16 protein-coding genes and 2 tRNA genes are annotated in these 19,142 nt (G+C 45.8%); 16 read left to right on the top strand and 2 right to left on the bottom strand.

Annotated features, from left to right (window positions below; translation table 11 throughout):
• The first annotated feature begins 295 nt into the window (after window positions 1-295).
• The 3 genes from RM811_RS23460 to RM811_RS23450 all read left to right on the top strand — a co-directional run bounded on the left by RM811_RS23460 (window position 296) and on the right by RM811_RS23450 (window position 4,034).
• Entirely contained in the window at window positions 296-607 is a 312-nt protein-coding gene (locus RM811_RS23460) for a hypothetical protein (protein WP_402529149.1), read from the top strand.
• Between the two features lie 71 nt (window positions 608-678).
• Complete coding sequence (locus RM811_RS23455; protein WP_402529147.1) at window positions 679-2,931, top strand: hypothetical protein; 2,253 nt, start codon at window positions 679-681, stop codon at window positions 2,929-2,931.
• Between the two features lie 230 nt (window positions 2,932-3,161).
• Complete coding sequence (locus RM811_RS23450) at window positions 3,162-4,034, top strand: prenyltransferase (RefSeq protein WP_402529144.1); 873 nt, start codon at window positions 3,162-3,164, stop codon at window positions 4,032-4,034.
• A gap of 301 nt (window positions 4,035-4,335) precedes the next feature.
• Here RM811_RS23450 and gspD read toward each other — a convergent pair whose 3' ends face one another.
• Both gspD and RM811_RS23440 read right to left on the bottom strand, forming a co-directional pair.
• Complete coding sequence (gene gspD, locus RM811_RS23445) at window positions 4,336-6,381, bottom strand: type II secretion system secretin GspD (RefSeq protein ID WP_402529141.1); 2,046 nt, start codon at window positions 6,379-6,381, stop codon at window positions 4,336-4,338.
• Window positions 6,382-6,470: 89 nt separating this feature from the next.
• On the bottom strand, window positions 6,471-7,136 hold the full coding sequence (locus RM811_RS23440; protein WP_402529139.1) for a type II secretion system protein N: 666 nt from the start codon (window positions 7,134-7,136) through the stop codon (window positions 6,471-6,473).
• A gap of 344 nt (window positions 7,137-7,480) precedes the next feature.
• On the opposite strand from RM811_RS23440, the gene gspE reads away from it, so the two are divergent.
• The 13 genes from gspE (at window position 7,481) to RM811_RS23375 (ending at window position 19,098) form a co-directional block, all read left to right on the top strand.
• The gene (gspE, locus tag RM811_RS23435) at window positions 7,481-8,962 is read left to right on the top strand and encodes a type II secretion system ATPase GspE (protein ID WP_402529179.1); all 1,482 of its coding nucleotides are present in this window, start codon (window positions 7,481-7,483) and stop codon (window positions 8,960-8,962) included.
• Window positions 8,963-9,017: 55 nt separating this feature from the next.
• Window positions 9,018-10,238, top strand: coding sequence for a type II secretion system inner membrane protein GspF (gene gspF, locus RM811_RS23430; protein ID WP_402529136.1), 1,221 nt, complete (start codon window positions 9,018-9,020; stop codon window positions 10,236-10,238).
• A 62-nt stretch (window positions 10,239-10,300) separates the two neighbouring features.
• On the top strand, window positions 10,301-10,762 hold the full coding sequence (gene gspG, locus RM811_RS23425; RefSeq protein WP_402529134.1) for a type II secretion system major pseudopilin GspG: 462 nt from the start codon (window positions 10,301-10,303) through the stop codon (window positions 10,760-10,762).
• 64 nt (window positions 10,763-10,826) lie between these two features.
• Window positions 10,827-11,348 carry a prepilin-type N-terminal cleavage/methylation domain-containing protein gene (locus RM811_RS23420; protein WP_402529131.1) on the top strand — a complete coding sequence of 174 codons (522 nt, stop codon included), beginning with the start codon at window positions 10,827-10,829 and terminating at the stop codon, window positions 11,346-11,348.
• A complete protein-coding gene (gspI, locus tag RM811_RS23415) occupies window positions 11,345-11,794 on the top strand; it encodes a type II secretion system minor pseudopilin GspI (RefSeq protein WP_402529128.1) in 450 nt (149 codons plus the stop codon). Before RM811_RS23420 ends, gspI begins: the two co-directional genes overlap by 4 nt.
• Window positions 11,791-12,600, top strand: coding sequence for a type II secretion system minor pseudopilin GspJ (gspJ, locus tag RM811_RS23410; RefSeq protein ID WP_402529126.1), 810 nt, complete (start codon window positions 11,791-11,793; stop codon window positions 12,598-12,600). The genes gspI and gspJ overlap by 4 nt, the downstream gene beginning before the upstream one ends.
• Window positions 12,590-13,678: a type II secretion system minor pseudopilin GspK gene (gene gspK / locus RM811_RS23405; RefSeq protein WP_402529124.1), complete on the top strand. Its 1,089-nt coding sequence runs from the start codon at window positions 12,590-12,592 to the stop codon at window positions 13,676-13,678. Before gspJ ends, gspK begins: the two co-directional genes overlap by 11 nt.
• A gap of 2 nt (window positions 13,679-13,680) precedes the next feature.
• A complete protein-coding gene (gspL, locus tag RM811_RS23400) occupies window positions 13,681-15,078 on the top strand; it encodes a type II secretion system protein GspL (protein ID WP_402529122.1) in 1,398 nt (465 codons plus the stop codon).
• A gap of 20 nt (window positions 15,079-15,098) precedes the next feature.
• Entirely contained in the window at window positions 15,099-15,611 is a 513-nt protein-coding gene (gspM, locus tag RM811_RS23395; RefSeq protein WP_402529119.1) for a type II secretion system protein GspM, read from the top strand.
• 270 nt (window positions 15,612-15,881) lie between these two features.
• A tRNA-Val gene (locus RM811_RS23390) sits at window positions 15,882-15,957 on the top strand.
• A 34-nt stretch (window positions 15,958-15,991) separates the two neighbouring features.
• Window positions 15,992-16,068, top strand: a tRNA-Asp gene (locus RM811_RS23385).
• A 342-nt stretch (window positions 16,069-16,410) separates the two neighbouring features.
• Entirely contained in the window at window positions 16,411-16,911 is a 501-nt protein-coding gene (locus tag RM811_RS23380) for a hypothetical protein (RefSeq protein WP_402529117.1), read from the top strand.
• A gap of 282 nt (window positions 16,912-17,193) precedes the next feature.
• Window positions 17,194-19,098 carry a hypothetical protein gene (locus RM811_RS23375; protein WP_402529114.1) on the top strand — a complete coding sequence of 635 codons (1,905 nt, stop codon included), beginning with the start codon at window positions 17,194-17,196 and terminating at the stop codon, window positions 19,096-19,098.
• The last annotated feature ends 44 nt before the right edge of the window (window positions 19,099-19,142 follow it).

Below are 19,142 nucleotides of genomic sequence, written 5' to 3'. Positions count from 1 at the left end.
CCTTCATGGGAAAGACGGTAGTGCTATAAATTGTGCTATAAATTGTGCTATAAATTGGCATTTAAAAACTTTTGTGACAGCCTCGAAGGCAGGAAAGGCAGTCTTCAAAATTCCTGCCCCACATACGAGTCCCTCTATACGAGAAGAGTGCACCCCTTGCGATTACCTCACCCCGACAAGCGTAAGACACAAGACCTGTTTCTTTGCGGTAGCTGTGGACACATTGACAATGCTGACAGGAATGCCAGCTTCGTAGTGAAGAAACAAGCAATCAAATTACTTTTAGATGGTTCTTTTGAAAAACGAGTTGGTTGGTAAAGGTATTCCTGTACTGACTAAAGGACGTGGAGCCAATCATAAGTCGGTCAAGGGCAAGTCCTCTACTGCAACTGGCTGTGAAACGTCAAAAAAGAAGATAACGGCTGTTACTTCGGTAGCTGCTTTATTGGAAGCCCTGCCTTTAGGCTCCCGAGCCCTGGGATACTTTAGGGTGAGTAGTTCATTTTTCTCAATACTAAGCATGTTTTATTCTTTAATGTTATTAGTATTTTGTTTGTTAATTAAGGAGATTAAAATAGTTTTTTTTAATTTAAAAAAAACTATTTAGCTTTGCAACTTCCTGCTGATTTTCATCTCAAAGAAATGTTAATTCGACCCAACAAAGTAAGGAAGATATAAATGTTTCACACTCACGTTAATGGTCAACAGTTAGGTCAGTATCGGACAGCTGTACCTACTCCTGCTCAAGAGTATGTTCAAACTTCAGGAGCGGGTATTGGACATAGCAACATCACGCTCGCTCCGGGTGAAAACACTTTTCAGAATTCACAGGGGTCTTTATGTCCATCTGAAAGAAAGGGCGTGGCAGGGTGGACTATAAAGAATGCCGAAAATCTACACAGCCTGCTTAAACTATCCATGGGTCAGACTTTGGATGCGGATGCTGTCTTTGCATCGGTTATTAATGACATTGCTCAAGTAGCTGTAAAAATGCAGAAGCAATTCAATCAGTTAAACGGTAGTTGTAAAGATGGGACGCAGTTCCAGCATGAGGCTACATCACAGCAACAAACTATCGAGGATTTTCAGGGTAACTGTGTATTATTGGCACAGTTACAAGCTAAAGTTGGACATTTACAGTCAGCTAATACAAAGAAGGATGGGGAGTTAGCTGGAATGAAATTCGATGTGAAAAGTCTTGATCATGCGGTCAAAGAGGCGACAGCTGCGTTGATTAGTTTAAGATCGGAATCTAATGTATTAGAGAAGCGGAATGGTATACTACAGAGTAAGTATGACAAACTAAGTGAAATGTTGAATGAGGTTCAGATTAATTGCCTATCGATTCAGCGGTCTTTGGATGATTCTAAAAAAGAAGTAGAAGGTTTTGCTGTTTATAATCGTACATTGGTAAATGAAAACAAAAGTCTAACTGAATATAGTTCTGCATTAAAATTAAGAAAAGATAGTTTGATTGAAATTAACAAGGGTCAAGAAAAAGAGATTAACTCTGGTGGAGAAACTATAAGTAAATTAAGTATTGAGGTTGCTGCACTGAGAGAATGTCTGGATGAAAGTGAGGATACTATAAATATTAAGAACGATATGCTTGAGCGCGAAAGAGTTGATCTTAGGAGTTCTAAAGATCAGATTGCTGAGCTTAAGGAAAAATCTAACCAGCTCGTCTGGCAGTGTAAAGAGGCTCAGGGTAGGGTTGCAAAGTTAGAAGATCAGTTAGAAGGTGTTTCGGAAAAAGCTAATCAATATGAGAGCTTTAACGATTATAAATGTATGTTAAGGGAGATGAGAGTCAAGCTAGATAATAAACAAAAGTCTCTGGATGTTGCCAATGCACTTGTGGAAAAATCGGATAATAAAGTACTGCGTTTGGAAGCTCGAATAGAATCTTCTGTGGAGTCACTTGATTTATTGAAAAAACAGCTTTGTCAGGTAAAGGGAAATCTGGGCAGTAAACATAAAGAACTAGAGCTCCTGAAAAACGCGTACTCTGAAGCTGAGGGGGAGCGTGATAACCTGGAAAATAATTTAGCTCTTGCCACTGAAAGTATTAAAGAGTTGAATGGGGAAGTATCTCGTTTAAATGGTGAGCTTTGTCGTGTAAATATTGAATCCACAGACAAAGAAACTTTTAAAGCTGAACTTGCTGATGCAGTGAAAAGTTTGAGAGATCAAAAAGCTGATAATTCATTATTATCTAAGGAACTGAAGAATTTTATAGATGAAAAAAACAAACTGGATCAAGTGTGTAATGAATTACAGAATGGAAATGACGAACGAAATGAGCTGATTAGGCAGCAAGAGAGCACTATGGTCAACCAACAAGCAGTGTTATCTGAATATACGGCCAAGCTAGATGAAGCTTATCAAAATTCAAATATAATTAAATCTAAATTAGAAAAGTCTGATCGTAACTTACAGAGGGCTATGGCTATGATTAAAGCGCGCAGTACTAGTTTGAATATGGCTCTCACTCTGGTGAAGGAGCTAATCGATAATAACGAGGGGGACACTAACAAGTTGAGGTTGGTGTTTGATACTCTAGCATCTGAGAGTGATGCCCTTGCAGCACTCGATACAAAGTATGACTTATTGAAAACAGATCACGATGAACTAGTCCAGACTACTCTAAGATCAGATGAAGGCCGTAATCATCACAGTTTCCGTGATACGCGGCCTAATAGCACAGGTGTTCGCCTGGATCCTCGTGACATGAGATCAATCAGTGATGATGATGGGTCGCAACTAGAAGCTCCGTTAGAAGCTTCGTTAGAAGCTTCGTTAGAAGCTCCGTGTCGTAGCCCTGAAGGCCGCGGCCTGGACTCAAGGATTAATTTATCCAGAAACACACCGAACTCGGAGAACTTTGAAGAAAGGTATCAATCGCTCCTGAATCGTAACGAGGATTCTTGATTTCAAGCTAATGAGTCGTTTTCTCGAATAGATACTGCACGGGTGCATCAGGTCGGCAGGAAGCCAGCCTGAACACCAGACTCCATTTTTCTTTCTTAATGCTAAACATTGCCTCTGATCACTGCAGAGACAATGTATATCGTCTTTTTTTATATCAATCCTTGCTTCATTTCATTGGCATTTAACGTGCATTTTAAATATCCTCCCTGCTTTTGCTCAGGAGCCTGCCAGTGGATGCACTTGATTTGAATCCAGATAAATATCGACTGGTCAGAGCCCTGAGACCATTTTCATACTCAGTTGCACTGGTTACCTGCGGGTTGGGGGTCGTACTGGCTTACCAACAGGGCAATGGCCATTGGCTGAGAGCTCTGTTTGTTATTCTGGCGGGTTTCCTGTTGCAGGCCGCCTGTAATCTGGCGAATGATCATGCGGATATCGTGCTGTGGCGGAAGCATCCTGGTGAACTGTCCGAACAGGTGGTTCGACAAATTCAATTGAATTTTTCACTGGCGGGTGTTTTTGCCTTTATTGCCTGTCTCATGGGACTGTGGCTGGTTAAAGAGGTGGGGTGGCCATTACTGTTGCTGGGTGTTTTTGGTGTGATTGGAGGGTATTTCTATACAGGAGAGCCTTTGAGCTATAAGCAGAGAGGGTGGGGTGTTCCTGCTGTGTTCCTGTTTACGGGGGTGTTAATGGTCAGTGGTGCTTACTATGCAGTAGGTGGAGTCTGGAATGATGAAGTTATCTGGATATCTATACCGGTCAGTCTATTGGCATCAGCACTTATCCTCTCCAATGAGATTCGAGACTATCTGGATGATATCAGCCACAATATTCGAACACTGACCGTTCGTATAGGGCTTACTAACGCTAAATGGTTTTATACTGTATTACTGCTGGCTGTCTTTCCTTTAAGTTTTTTTCTTTATTGGTTGGGAGAGCTGAGTAATCCTTTTTATATACTGCTTTCCCTGCCTTTTGTGGTTCAACCTTTAAAACTACTCTCGAACCATTCCGGTGATGCTGAGATGGTGCGACTGCCACCCCTTACGGGTCGTTTTTTTATGGTTTTTGGCCTGGGTTTTATTTTTTCATGCTAAGGCCGGTGGCATTGTAAGAAGTACCAGCCCTCCGTCATTCCCGCGAAGGAGACTGTCGCAAAAGGCCTTAAATGCCGGTTACTACTGCCGTCTTTCCGTGCAGGCGGGAATCCATCGTGAACAGTGGGTCCCCGCGCAGGCGAGGATCCTCTCAACCGTCATCCCTTCCTTCGCGGGGATGACGGTGTGTAGTGGGGATGACGGTTGGAGTTCGGGATTCGGGAAGCTGTTGGTGGTGAGAAGGAAGTTTACAAACCATCCCAACTGATTGTTGAGATGGTTAATTTGAGATATCGGTATATCAACGGTTCCAGGTGCCTTTATCGGAATTTCTCATATCATAGGTCTCTGTCTCAAATAACCCTTCCGGTTTTTCTGGCAGGCTAAGGGGTTTACTGTTACCGCCGCGTCCTATCATTTTTAATTTGGTATAGCGATCCTGTGTCGCTTTTACCAGCGTTTCTGAATTTCGCATAATAGTTGGTCGGATAAACAGCATCAGATTCTTTTTCTCATTGGTCGTCTGATTGTAACGGAACAGATTGCCGAGCAGGGGGATATCGCCCAGCAGCGGTACTTTCTTTCGTGTTTTTGATTTTATATCTTCTATCAATCCGCCAATGACCACGGTTTGACCATCATCAATAAGTACGGCGGTTTTCAGTGAGCGGGTGTTAAACAGCAGGTCACCGCTATCTCCGAACACATCTTTTGTAGTACCCACATCCAGTGAGGAAACTTCCTGCTCCAGTGTTAGCCTGAGGCTGTTTCCTTCATTGATATGAGGCGTGATTTTTAGCTTCAGGCCAACATCTTTTCGTTCAGTGGTGGTAAATGGGTTGTCACTGTTACCACTGGACGATGTCTGGTAGGAACCGGTTTTGATGGGAATGTTTTTACCAATGATTAACTCTGCTTCTTCGTTGTCCAGCGTCAGCATGCTGGGCGTGGATAAAATATTGTTGTTGGAGTTGGAACTCAGCGCTCCCACCAGAACGCCAAAGTTATCGGCTCGCAGAGCGAGGGAGCCAAGGGTGATTTTTGAATTTTTCCAGATATTACCGGTCACTTTGCTCAGTGGTGTTGAATCCCCCTGTACAGTGTTGGTTCCATTAATCCCCCATTGAATACCCAACGCATCATTGATCCCGCCGGATACTTCAACAATGATCGCTTCCAGCAAAACCTGAGCCCGTGGTACATCAAGCTGTCTAACAATTTTTTCCATTTCCTGCAGGGTTTCAGGGTCAGCAATCATCACCAGGGCATTCTGTGTCTCATCCGCTTTCACAAATGCACTGGTAGCGGCTGATCTGCTTTTTGCGCCGGATTTTGTTGTAGAGGCTCCCCTGGCTTGAGATGACTGGCTTGAAATCGACGTTGGAGAGGAGCCTGAAGCTGTTGGTGAAGACCCTGTGGAGGCTGTCTTTCCCTGACTGTCCTGAATAATGCCTGACGCTTCCGAAAGAATTTCAGCAATATTTTTAGCATCGGCAAAACTCAGAAACATAACCTTGGTGGTTGACTTGCGAATGCCTTCTTTATCCAAAGTGTCAGCCAGCTTTCTCACCCGTGCCCGTTTGCTGGCATTTCCTTTTATCACCAGGCGATTACTGCGCTCATCAGCGATGACCTGCAGGCCACTGGGTAACTGACCTTTACCCGTTACCAGGGTGTCGGAAATAATTTTTGATACATCGCCTACCCAGGCATGTCTCAACTGAATCACTTCATAATCATTATTTCCGGTATCATCCAGCTCTCTGATCAGTTTTTTTATGCGTTCAACATTATCGGCCAGGTCGCTGACAATCACGGCATTGCTGGATGCAGAAGCGGCTGCATGACCGTATTGAGCAATCAGGGGGCGAATAATCGGGATGACTTCAATTGCTGAAACACTGTGCAGCTCAATGACTTTTGTGGTCATGATACCGCCAATGGGTTTTTTGCTCTTCCCGGGACTACTGGTTTTTGCCGTGGTCGTTGGCACAACGTTGATGATTCGGCCATCGGCTTTAGGGATCACCGTATAGCCATTGGCAGAAAGAACTTCCAGAAAGACATCGTAGACTTCATCACGCGTCAATGGCTTGGTGGAAATGACGGTAACGGTATTGCCGCTTTTGATACGGGGGTCAATAACGAAGGTTTCACCGGTTATTTTGGCAACCTGAACAATAAACTCACGAATATCTGCATTTTGCTGGTTCAGAGTCCAGAGCTTATCGTCAGGTATCTGCACGGTATTATCTGCAGGCACAGTCGCGGGCTGTATGCCCGTCTTTGCTCCGTTGGCAAACAGCGCAGTGGCAGTTACCAGCAACAGAAGGGGAAATGTTCTCATTGATTTCCGGTAACGAAGATACGGTAAAAAGAATAGCGCTCTGGTATTCATGTTATGACCATTGACTCCGCAGTTTGTCATTTTTGTAGTTACAGTTCCTGACTGGCTTCCTGCAGTTTTTCCCTGAGTTCCTGCATTCGCTGCTCAAGAGACATATCATCCGGATAATCGTGGTTACCCGGGCGTTGCTCCATTGACTCCGGGCGTTCTTCCTCGACAGTCCTGAATTCCTGGAAAGCTCTGGAATCTCTGGCTGTTTCTGGAAAGTATAGTTTTTCAAGCTGGTTACCCCGTTTAATGACGATATGATCAGCATAAACCTGATTCAAAATGGCGCCTCCGGGAAGTGTATCGCCTAGTTCATAAAGCTTGTCCTGATTCGATGTCTGAATAATCGCACTTGCGTACTTTTTATGTTCAATGCCTGATAATGCCCCCCTGAGAATAAAGTTCATTTTAGTGATGGGGATCTCTTTATTATTATGAGTCGTTTCCTGATTGTTGTTAAAACCAAAAAGAAGCTGAAAATCTTCGTGTTTGATCGTCGAGGTTTTATTTAAAACCATGGTTTCATCTTTATTGGTATCTGGCGAACCTTCGATGTTGCTATTTATTGTCTGGTGGAAATTGGTTGCCTGCAATCCAATGCTAAGAAGCATAGCGAGCAAAACGACCAGAATGATAAGTTTCTGGTTGTTTTTGTGCCCCCATTTTGAAATAGAGTGTAGAAGTGTGGTAGTAACCACTGATGTCATAGTGATCTCTTCTGAAGTTAGCGATTGGGATAAATAGGCTATTCTTTAGTCTAAATAAAAGCATAAGAGTCTTGTTTTTTAAAGAAATAAGTTTTTTCAAAAAAAACTTTACCTGTTTTTGGGAATTAACGTTAAAAATGATGGTTTTTCCCGTTTGTAAAATAGGAATAATGCTCCAGACTGTTTTTGATGTGCCCGATGAACAGCCAATAAAATGAGTTTAGTGTTGGTTGGTCTGTCAGGAAATAATTAACCAGAAATGGCCGGCGTTTCCCTTGGTTCCATTTTAAATTGAGGAGTTAATATTGGCTACTTTGATAACCGCTGACGATGACAATGAGTCGATGGATAATGTCAGCGTTTTACCAAGACTGCCTTTTACCTTTGCCAAAAGGCATGGTGTTGTTCTTATTGACGATAATGGTACCGCAACGCTTTATTTCCATAATACGCCTTCTGCCGATCTTCTGGCTGAAATCAGTCGGTTTTCCGGCGTCTTTCCAGCTTATCAGAAAGTCAGTGTCGAAAATCTGTCGGAGGTTCTGGCCCAGTGTTATCACAATAACAGTTCAGAGGCTTTGCAGGATGCTGCCGGTATCAGTGACCATCTTGACCTGACCAGCCTGGCAGACGCCGTTCCGGTGACAGAAGATCTCCTTGAGCAAAGTGATGATGCCCCGGTGATTCGCCTGATTAATGCATTGCTGACAGAGGCAATAAAGGAAGGCGCTTCTGATGTTCATATTGAAACCTTCGAGTCGACACTGGTGGTTCGAGTCAGGATTGACGGCATTTTAAGGGAAATTCTGTCACTGCAGAGAACCATCGCATCATTACTGGTATCGCGCATCAAAGTAATGGCGCGCCTGGATATTGCCGAGAAGCGTATACCACAGGATGGGCGTATCTCCCTCAGGGTGGCGGGTAAGGAAGTGGATGTCCGGGTTTCTACACTGCCTTCCAGTAACGGTGAAAGGGTGGTTCTGAGATTGCTGGATAAGGCGGCTGGTCGTCTTGAACTCCGGCATCTGGGTATGACGGACCACAATCGCTCAGTCATTGAAGGCCTGCTTAAGAAGCCTTATGGCATTATTCTCGTTACCGGTCCAACCGGTTCCGGTAAGACGACGTCTCTTTATGCCAGCCTCACCATGCTTAATGATAAGACCCGTAATATTCTTACGGTTGAGGACCCTATTGAATATCACCTTGAAGGTATTGGCCAGACTCAGGTGAACACCAAAGTCGATATGACGTTTGGCCGGGGGCTGAGAGCCATCCTTCGTCAGGACCCTGATGTGGTCATGGTGGGAGAAATTCGTGACCGTGAGACGTCTGAAATTGCCGTACAGGCCAGTTTGACCGGACATTTGGTGCTTTCAACACTGCATACCAATACCGCGGTGGGTGCGCTGACCCGCTTGCAGGATATGGGCATTGAACCTTTTCTGATGTCTTCCAGTCTGCTCGGGGTGATTGCCCAGCGCCTGGTGAGGGTGCTGTGCAGTCAATGTAAAACACCCTATACCCCCGATGAAGCAGAGTGTCAGCAGTTAGGCGTCAGTTCCTCTGAAGGGGGTACGCTGTATCACGCAACAGGGTGTAAAGACTGTAATTTCAGTGGCTATCGTGGTCGTACCGGAATCTACGAGGTCGTTGTTATTGATGAGCAGGTCAGGCGTATGATCCATGCACTTAAGGGGGAGCAGGAAATTACCGACTATGTTCGTGAGTACCGTCCCGGCATACAAGAAGATGGATACAGGAAAGTGCTTGAAGGGGTAACCACTCTCGAAGAAGTGATTCGGGTTACCCAGAAAGACTGATTGGCGCCGCAGGCCTTTCTTCAGGAAACGAATCTCAGGTAAAAGACCAGCAACTATGGCAGCGTTTGAATATATTGCCCTGGATCACCAGGGTAAACAGCAAAAAGGGACACTGGAAGCCGACAGTGGGCGTCAGGTTCGCCAGATGCTGCGGGATAAACAGTGGACACCTCTGTCGGTCAACACCCTTGCTGACCGGAAGCAACAGGGCGGTGACAGTAAAAGTTTCTCTTTTCGCAGAGGCATTTCAGCGATTGAACTGGCGACGGTAACCCGGCAACTGGCTACACTGATTCAGGCTGCCATGCCAATAGAAGAAGCGCTTAATGGTGTAGCCGCTCAACAGGAAAAGCGCAGAATTAAAAACATATTACTCGCCGTACGTTCCCGGATACTTGAAGGTTTCACGCTGGCAAAAAGCCTGGAAGCTTTTCCGGAAGTTTTTCCCCAGATGTATCGGGCTACGGTAGCCGCCGGGGAGCATGCCGGTTTTCTTGACCATGTTCTCAACCGTCTGGCCGACTACACTGAGGCCAGAATGCGCTCCGGACAGAAAATACAGCAGGCACTTATTTATCCCATCATATTGATGGTGGCGTCGTTGGGTATTGTCAGCTTTCTTCTGGGGTTTGTCGTGCCCGATGTGGTGAAGGTGTTTCTGGACTCAGGTCAGGAGTTGCCATTAATTACGAGGCTATTGATCAACGCCAGTGAAGGATTTCAGGCCTGGTGGCCTGTTATCTTTGCTGGAATTGCAATGGTTATCCTGATCGTGAGGCATCTTCTGAAAAAAGAGTCAGTGCGCCTTTCCTGGCATAAAACCCTGTTGAAGCTCCCGTTTGCCGGACGGTTCGTTCGTACGGCCAATGCCGCCCGTTTTGCCAGTACGCTGAGTATCCTGACCCGTAGTGGGGTTTCTCTGGTTGAAGCCCTCATGATTGCTGCCCGGGTCGTTAATAATGATGCTATTAAGAATGCCGTTCAGGCGGTGGCCCAACGGGTCAGTGAAGGAACCAGCCTGAACCGGGCGTTAACGGAAACCGGCTATTTTCCACCATTGATGCTGCACATGATTGCCAGTGGTGAAGCGACCGGTGAACTGGATCAGATGCTGGAGCGAACGGCGCAGAATCAGCAGATGGAGCTTGAGGGGCGTATAACCGTCATGCTTGGACTATTCGAACCGCTGATGATGGTGTTGATGGGCGGTGTTGTCATGATGATTGTTCTGGCAATCCTGCTGCCCATACTCAATATGAACCAGTTATTGGCCTGACTAAAACAGCGTACGCGGAAAATGCCGAAGTGGCATTTTTATAGAAAACCGAGGTTTCCAGCATGATAAAAAAATGGCCCATGAGAAAAGAAAGAGCCACAGGAAAAACACAAAGCGGCTTCACACTGATTGAGATTATGGTTGTGGTGGTTATTTTAGGGATATTGGCGGCCATGGTTGTCCCTAAAATATTGTCCCGGCCCGATCAGGCCAAGGCAACGGTAGCCCGTTCAGATATTGAAACCATCTCACAGGCGCTTGAGCTATTCAGGCTTGATAATGGCTTTTATCCCAGCCTGGACCAGGGGCTTGAAGCACTGATCCAGAAACCATCTTCTCCACCAGAACCCAGAAACTGGAATCCTGAAGGGTATTTGAAAAAAGTCCCACTGGACCCCTGGAGAAACCCTTACATGTATTTACAGCCAGGGAATCATGGCAAATATGATCTCTACTCTCTGGGAGCCGATGGCCGGGAAGGCGGAGAGGGGCTGGATGCTGATATCGGTAATTGGGATAAATAGCCAATCTCTTTATCGAAATCGGCTCTATAGAAAGCAGCTCTTTTTAGAAGAGCAGGGATCAATAATGGCATCACCTCAACAGCAGGCGCCGTCGGCTGAAAACGGATTTACCCTGATCGAAATGCTGGTGGTGGTGGTCATCATTGGTGTTCTGTTAGGTATTACCCTGCTCAGCCCGATTACGGGAAGTCTGCATAAGGTGATGCAGGAGGAAGCAACCCGGCTTCAGGTTCTTTTTACCCAGATGCGTGATAAAGCGCTGATAGAAAACAGCCATTATGGGTTTTCCATTGATAATGAAGGCTACTACCGCTGGTGGGTATTACCGGCGGAGAGTCGGGAATGGGTCATCCTGGAACAGTCACCTTATCAGCCCTATTTGATGCCGGAATCATTAAACTTGCGTCTGGAGTCCATAGAAGACTCCAGACCCATTGAGGCCGATGAAGAATCACCATCCGTGGTGTTTTATGCAGACTATCAGGTAACGCCGTTCAGGCTTCATATTATTCCGGTAGAAAACAGACAACAATCACTCTATCTGACCACGGATGGACTGTCAGATATCGAAAGAGTCCGGGAATGATGCATTGGAAATCCAGGGGGAATCAGTGTCTTTCAGGCCGGCTTTTTTCAGGGAGAGTCTTTCTTCGGCAAAAAGGTTTTACCCTGCTGGAAGTGATGGTGGCGCTGGCCGTATTTGCCCTGGCCGCCTCCATGCTGATTCTTTCTGATGGCAACAGCATCCGGCAGACTCGCTACCAACAGGAAAAGATACTGGCTTCTCAAATAGCCGATCATTACCTCAATGTGCTTCATGCCGAGGGGCGTTGGAGTGGCCCGGCGGTCAGACCCCGGATTGAGAGCTATGCCGGTTATCAATGGACGGTCCGGGAAACCTCGACAGCGGCAGGCACTGCTGATTTTCGGAAGGTGCAGGTCGAAGTATTTATCGGTGAGTCTGAACCGGAAAAGGGGAACGCGCCTCTCGCCAGATTAACCACATGGCTGAGGAGGCCCGAACAGAAATGAATGTTAAGGCCGCTACCCGCTCCGCTGCCCGCAAAAGCACAAGCGGCCCCGGCTTGTGCGGGAAGCGGGCAGCGGGCGGCGGGCAGCGTTCTTATAAAGGCTTTACGCTACTTGAACTGATGGTCGCTATTGTCATGTTCAGTATGATCAGCACTGCCGCTTATCAGCTATTTATGTCAGTGATCCGGGCACAGGAAGTCACTCAATCGGTACTTGCGGAGCTGGATAAACTGCAACGAGCTGAAATTGTTCTGGAGAAAGACCTCTTCCAAATGGCTCGAAGGCCTATAAGAGATGAGTCTGGCCGACCATTGGCGGCACTCAAATTACCAGGTACCGGGGGAACCTTGATTGAGTTTACCCGTTCGGGCTGGCAAAACCCCCTGCAGACAACACGCAGCACCCTTCAACGAGTGGCCTATGCAGTGGAAGGCAATGAGCTGATTCGCTATTACTGGCCAATGCTGGACAGAGCCCCGGATACTCCCCGTATTCGCCAGTCCGTTATGTCCGGTGTGAATAGTGTGAAGTTCCGTTTTCTTGATGAGAATAAACGCTGGGTGAGCACATGGCCTCCCGTACAGAAACTTCAGCCAGATGCGCCCGCTGATAACCTGACACAGATGCCCGGCGCGGTGGAGATGGCCATTGACCATGAAAAAATGGGGCCGATGATAACGGTGGTGCCGCTGATTACCTATCAACCGGATCAGGCAGATAAGAATGGTGAACAGGACGGGAGTGGCAGGAGCAGCCGTCCGGGCAGTCCATGGCAACCATCCATTGAGGGGTTCGATGGCTATTAAAACGGTAAATCGGTTGTCTGCTCTCTTTTTGGGTGGAATGCTTAAAAACCCATGCCGACAGTCAGGTATTGCCCTGATTTATGTACTGATCATTTTTTTACTGATCACTACAGTTGCGTCCCAGATTGTCATGAATCTCTGGTTGCACACAGAAAAGAATGCCCGATACCTGGAAAGAGTCCAGGCAAAACACTATGCCCTGGGAGCAGAGCAGTATGTTGCACTTCTGTTGGAAAAGGATTTCGAACAGGATAAAAAAAACAACCGAATGGTGGATCATGATAATGAGCTTTGGAATGTTGAAACCATTAATTATGAGGTGGAGCAGGGAGGCATCGAATTATGGGTGCAGGATGAACAGAGCCTTTTTAATGTAAACTGGCTTGCAGAGCACAATGACCAGCGCGGTGGTAAACCTTCTGAAAAAGAAGACTCACCTGATTTGAAAGTTTTTGAGAATCTGCTTTTGAATCAATCCCTTGATCCACAACTGGCTGAAAAAGTGAAGCGCTGGGTTAGCAAATCGCAGAACCCATCACAGTCAGGAAGTGAAGATCAAATCTATTTATCTCTGGATCCACCGAGAAGAACAGCACAGGCAGAAATGGCTTCTGTCTCAGAATTGAAACTGATCGATGGTTTTAATAGTGAGGACGTTGAAAAACTGTTGCCCTATATTACGGTTATACCCAAATCATCAAAATTGAATGTGAATACGGCTCAGTCAGAGGTCATCCGCTCTTTGAATCAAAATATAACTGAGGGGGATGCTCTGATGATTATAAATAGCCGGGGTGAAACAGGAGTATCAAATATTGAAGAATTGAGCCAGCTTGTCGCTTTATCGGGTAAGGGCGGTCTGTTAAATGAAGTGCGTCAAAATAAACGGGTGGCTTTTAGTAGCCAATATTTCAGTGTCCGGATAAAGGCGACCTATCGGGATACAACCTTCTATTTGAGAACGCTTTTTTACCGAAACAGTGATGGTCATGTGCAGGTTGTCGGGAGAGAGATTGGGCCCAGTCAATATTGGGCCCCGAGCAATAAAGAGGGTTTAACAGGGATCCCTGAGGTTTAATAATGAAAAATATTTTATTGATTCGAATTCCCCCTCCGGTCAGTTCTGTTGATCCTGATACTGTCGTTCAATGGGGTAAATACTCGTCGGCTGGCTCACTCACCAGTGAGTTTCACCTGACACCTATTCATCAGTTAAAAGATGCATGGTTGGCGGATCAGCCGGAGCCTGGTGAAAAGAGTGGTGAAGAAGAGGATCGATTGCCAGATGAAATAGTGCTGTTTCTGGGAGGGTCCCTCTGTTTTTATAAGCGCCTGACGATTAATGCCAGCCAAAAGAAGCATCTGGCAACGGCACTTCCCTATCTGGTTGAAGAGCATCTCGCCCAGGATATTGAAACCATGCACATTGTGAATGGTTTTCCGGAAAAGGATTTACAGGTTTCTGTTGCCGCTATTCCTCACGCAGCATTACAGGGCATCCTTGCACTTTTTGAAGAACACCAGTTATCGCCCACAAGCGTTGTGGCAGAAATGCAGTTCCTGATGCCGAACCCGGAATGCACAACGCTGTTGCTGGATAACGACGTAGTCATGATCGCATCGCCAGGGCGCGAAGGCATTACCCTTAACTATGAGGCGCTGCCCTTCGTTTTTGCTGAACATGCCGGACAAGAGATGCCGGATACATTGGAAGCGATGGTTTCGGAGACCACGAACGATAGTCCTTCACAGGTGCGGCTGATGTTTTCGGACAATACTCTGGCGGTGGCTACTTCGAGAATTGAAGAAGCTTCTGACCTTTTGTCTGAACGTGGCTGGCTGGTTGATAAGGTGCCGCTTCAAGGGGCAGTCTTTGAATTTTTCGCAGAGCAATACTTTGCTTCCGGGAAAAGCAATGAACGGGTTGATTTCCGGCAGGGGGCTTATCAATGCCCTCGACGGGCCGGACGTTTTATTCGTCGCTGGTGGCCTGTCGCAGCCGCTGCTGGCTGCTGGCTGATTCTTGAGTTGGGGCTGTCGGTGACAGAAGGCATTATGTATCAGCAGCAGGCAGAGTCACTCTGGGGTAACTCTATCAAGAGCTATCTCTCTGTTTTTCCCGATGATCGACAGGCTCAACAGGCGCAAGCCCGTCAACAGATGTCTTTTAGCGTGAAACAGGTCATGGAAAACCGCTTCAGGAGTCTGGACACTCAATCAACCGAAACACTATTTTTGCCAATGCTGCAGGCGCTTTCAACGGTTTCCGGTGTCATGGGAGAGAAAGCCGAATTTGAACCCAGGAGCCTGGATTTTAATGATGCTTCGGGTCAACTGGTCTACGAGTTTGAAGCTGGAAACCTGGAAACCGTCAATCTGTTTCTGGAAAAACTGAATGCATCCGGCGTCACCGGCAAACTGGATAACGCGATTCAGGGTAAATCCAGCGTTATTGCCAGAGTCTCTATCAGGAAGTGAATGGGCAGGAGATGAACACAATGCAAAAATGGAACAGGCTTCTGATGACCAACCCATGCTGGCAACAGTGTAAAAGCTGGTATGAATTGCGTTTACCCAGAGATAGAAAAGCAATCCAGCTCCTGAGTGCTGCAATGCTTGTGGGCCTGATCTTTTTCCTGGTGTGGGAGCCGGTAACCACCTGGTCTGAAGCTCAAAAGGAAGATTATCTCTATCAGGAAGAGATCAACACCTGGCTGAACAGTCATTTGCCAAAGGCCCGGGAACTCCAGAAAAACCAGCAGTTATCTTCGTCCCGGGGGGAGCTTTCATCAACCGCGGCCAGTGTGGCTCAGCAGGTTAATATTACCCTGGGAAGGGTGCAGCCTGACCGCAAAGGGCTCTCAGTCTGGGTAGAGGATGTTGCCTACCAGAAACTGCTTAAGTGGCTGGTACTTCTGCAAACAAAGCATGGTGTTGCTGTCCGGCAAATTCGCATTGATAAACTGAAAGAAGAAGGGCGGGTGAAGAGCTATGTCCATCTGGGTGCTTAGGGATTTAACAGCCGCGGTCCGATGTCCGTGGTCCGTAGTCCGAAAAAGCTCGAGTCACTTGCGCTTTTGCGGACAACGGACAGCGGGCTTAACGATGCTTCAAGGCCTCAGTAAAAAAGAGACGTTATACAGACCCTTAATCCCATTACGGCCTGTTCCTGTTTGATGTGTGGGACGCATTTTTTATTGCCTGGGAATTTTTCCTGATGAATCGCATAAAAATGGATTGACAGTATCTCTCGATTAGCTATTATACGGGCCACAAGAACAGGGTGATTAGCTCAGCTGGGAGAGCGTCTGCTTTACACGCAGAATGTCGGCGGTTCGATCCCGTCATCACCCACCAGGTTCCAGATACCTTAAAGGTATTGGAAAACAGCGGACTGGTAGTTCAGTTGGTTAGAATGCCGGCCTGTCACGCCGGAGGTCGCGGGTTCGAGCCCCGTCCGGTCCGCCATTTTTAGAGATGAAAAGTCGAAACCCTTACGATACCTGTCGTAAGGGTTTTGTCGTATATAGAGACTGAATTAAATAGTTAGCCATTTGTTTGGATATTTTGGCACCTCTGAATACAAGTATGAAACTCCAAATTCTACTGCGTAAATTTCCAGTCATAAACGTCTGTTATTCTCTCTTCCTTTGCCATTGAGAAATGCTTCAATGATCCATTGTCACGCCTTTTGGTAAGTCATAGTAATAATGATCAATAGCAACCGAATAAAATACTCTAAAAATCATTGAAACCATTTATGACTGCCAAAGTCTATTACAGAACTTATCAAAAATCGGAGGTTCTGTTATGCAAGGTGGTACTGGTGTTGGTGGTGGTACTGGTGTTGTTGCTCCTCAGTCTGGTGGCGGCGCAGATGCTACGAAAGAGGGAAAGAATACGAGTGAAAAGGGTGATATTAAGGGGCTTTCAGATACTAAGCCTCAGACGCCCATTCCTGCTTCGGGGGATAACCTTGGCGAAACTAAAAAGATGTCAGATCTGAGTATTGAAAAACAAGATGCCATGAATCAATTGACTACGCCTGGAGAGGAAGATCGAGCAGAATCAATAGTGGACGGGAGGAGACCTTCTTTACCCGGAGATACTGAGAAACCAGTAAAATCTGATCCAGAAGTTACCCAAACTGAAGAACAGCGTTCTGAGGAACCGGCGGCTTCCGTAGAAACGGGTACTCCATCTGAGTCAGGTACGACTGAGAAAGAAGATAAATCTGTTGCAGGAGATAAGCCCGCTGAAAGAGATACAGCAGACTCTCCGCCTGAAGAGGGGCAACAACAGACAGCGTAATTTTATACAGAGTTCAGCCCAATATGCTGGTAAGTTATGAGCGCTTATCAGCAAACATCATATATCTAAAAGCACTGCCAACTGCGCGAGTTTAAATCCTAAGGATCAAAAGAGATGTAATAGGAATACATCTCATACCCATTTTACTTAAAGTTATTTAAAACATTTTTTTTATTTCAAATTATTTTAATTGACTGGGAAACTAATTACTAACTTTTCTCTCTAAGATTCAAGTTCAATTAATAAAATTCGAATAAAAACACATGGATAGGGAGTTATTATATGGCTACTGCCCCGGTTTCAAATGTATTCGTCAACCCGTTTGTGATTGATGGAGCGTCCGCTGCGGATCAATCATTTAATGGCGGGAAGGTGATTACTGGAGAAAAAGACATTCATCAAGTCACCAAAGATACTGCGGACAGTGGTTTTAAGTGTGTGGCCTGGAAGAATTGGGTTATCAGTAAACTTGGCCGTACCTTAGGCTATCTTGCTATGTTGCCATCACTCCCAATTCTTGTGGGTCTTGTCGCTTACGATGGATTTTCGCGCATTGGTAGTAGTATTAGCCTGATTTACAGAAAAATAACTAAACCAGAAAGTCCGGTGCAGAAGCACCTGCCAGTGACTGAAAAGCAGGCGCCTGATTCAAGCAAAGATTTGGCTGATTTATATATAGCCAAAGGTAGATCGGATCAAGAGCATGAAGATGAAAAAGTGAAACTGGAAGGCCTGTTGCACCACCAGACTGGTCAGACTCAACGACTTAGAGATGACCTGCAGCAGTCAGGCATTAATAATGACAGAATGGTTCGACAGTATCAGGGCGAAAAAATTGAACTGGAAGCTCAGTTGCGCGACCGGGCTTCTCAGGTTCAGCAACTCAATGCTGATCTTGAGCATTCAAAGGATGACCTTCAACAGGCACTTGTCGAGAATGCAAATGGACGGGATGTACTGGCTAGAGAAGGTTGGGAATTTCAGCAGAAAGAATCTGGCTTCAGGTTGAAAATCAGTGAGTTTGAGCAGTTATTACAGAAGAAAGAACAAGAGTATCACAATAGTGTCGTTGATCTCAGGTCGCGCATCTCGGAAAAGGAAAGAGTGGCTAAAGAGCATCAACTGGAAGTTTTCCAATATAAAGACCAGTTGCAAACCGTTACTATGAACGCTGAAGCTAAAGAAGGCGAGATGGAGGCGTTAGTGGTTAACCATCAGTTCCAGCTACAGCAACAGGCTGATACTAAGTTAGCCTTTGAGTCGTTGGCACAACAATTAAATTCTGAGCGTTTGAATTTTACAGTTCAAAAAGAGCAGCTTCAATTTAAGTTAAACCAGTTGAATAATAAATGTCATGAGCTTGAGAGAAAGGCTCGGAAATCTACTGAGACTGAAAACAAGCATCAGAAAGAATTGGGATCAAGCGCATCTGAACTAAAAAAACTGAAGGAAAGTCTGGTTAAACAAATAGTTGAATGCAACAGGCTGGAGTGGACGTTAAAAGCAACAGAGGAGACAGTTAGGGCTAGATCAAGCGCTAAAATAGAGCTGGGGAAGAATTTGAATGAGGCTCAATCAACTGTCAATAAATATTATAAAGAACTTCAAGGATTAAGAAACACCCATATGGAAGAGCTTTCGGATCTACGGAAGAAACTTGCCGAGACGAAAGATAGAAATCGAGTTTTGGAACAATTAAGTAAAGAAGAGACGGTTCAGATTAATCAAAAGCGCATTGATCTTGAAAGTGCTGAAAAAAGAATGCTGATGATGGCTGAAAAAATTAAACAGATTCAGTTTTTGTTAAACAAGGACTTAGCTGAACAAAAGGAGTCGCAGAAGTCTTGTGGCAAGCCGCTTGGTGATTTTAGCTTTGAGCAGGAAGAGATATGGTATCAGGCTGAAAATCAGGCTGAGGTTATTCGCGAATGCTGTGACTGTCTGGATTTTCTTGCAAGTGAACGTGAATTGCTGGAGGAGGAGGTGGCACAAATCAGAATTGAAAAGGACGCTCTTCAGGTTGTTTTAGATATTCATGAGGAAACGATTAAAGAACTCAGGTTAGGAGGCGCAGATGTGTTACAGCAGGTTGACCATAACAAGGCTGAAATAAGTACAGTTCCGCCAGCTCTGCCAGCTACTGAAGTCGACATAGGTTCTAATAATAATAGCCTGAATTTGTTATAGTTTTCCGGGTATGCAAACACGGGCAATATCAAAGCCCTCCCTCC

The sequence above is a fragment of the Endozoicomonas sp. genome (assembly GCF_031844845.1).
GTDB lineage: Bacteria > Pseudomonadota > Gammaproteobacteria > Pseudomonadales > Endozoicomonadaceae > Endozoicomonas.
The sequence above is the reverse complement of the archived record's forward strand: the minus strand, read 5'-3'. Positions and strand labels throughout refer to the sequence as shown.

Coding starts and splice junctions, on each gene's coding strand:
- RM811_RS23455 (WP_402529147.1), top strand. CDS start 679: ATGTTTCACACTCACGTTAATGGTCAACAGTTAGGTCAGTATCGGACA.
- gspD (WP_402529141.1), bottom strand. CDS start 6,381: ATGAGAACATTTCCCCTTCTGTTGCTGGTAACTGCCACTGCGCTGTTT.
- RM811_RS23440 (WP_402529139.1), bottom strand. CDS start 7,136: ATGACATCAGTGGTTACTACCACACTTCTACACTCTATTTCAAAATGG.
- gspE (WP_402529179.1), top strand. CDS start 7,481: ATGGATAATGTCAGCGTTTTACCAAGACTGCCTTTTACCTTTGCCAAA.
- gspF (WP_402529136.1), top strand. CDS start 9,018: ATGGCAGCGTTTGAATATATTGCCCTGGATCACCAGGGTAAACAGCAA.
- gspG (WP_402529134.1), top strand. CDS start 10,301: ATGATAAAAAAATGGCCCATGAGAAAAGAAAGAGCCACAGGAAAAACA.
- RM811_RS23420 (WP_402529131.1), top strand. CDS start 10,827: ATGGCATCACCTCAACAGCAGGCGCCGTCGGCTGAAAACGGATTTACC.
- gspI (WP_402529128.1), top strand. CDS start 11,345: ATGATGCATTGGAAATCCAGGGGGAATCAGTGTCTTTCAGGCCGGCTT.
- gspJ (WP_402529126.1), top strand. CDS start 11,791: ATGAATGTTAAGGCCGCTACCCGCTCCGCTGCCCGCAAAAGCACAAGC.
- gspK (WP_402529124.1), top strand. CDS start 12,590: ATGGCTATTAAAACGGTAAATCGGTTGTCTGCTCTCTTTTTGGGTGGA.
- gspL (WP_402529122.1), top strand. CDS start 13,681: ATGAAAAATATTTTATTGATTCGAATTCCCCCTCCGGTCAGTTCTGTT.
- gspM (WP_402529119.1), top strand. CDS start 15,099: ATGCAAAAATGGAACAGGCTTCTGATGACCAACCCATGCTGGCAACAG.
- RM811_RS23380 (WP_402529117.1), top strand. CDS start 16,411: ATGCAAGGTGGTACTGGTGTTGGTGGTGGTACTGGTGTTGTTGCTCCT.
- RM811_RS23375 (WP_402529114.1), top strand. CDS start 17,194: ATGGCTACTGCCCCGGTTTCAAATGTATTCGTCAACCCGTTTGTGATT.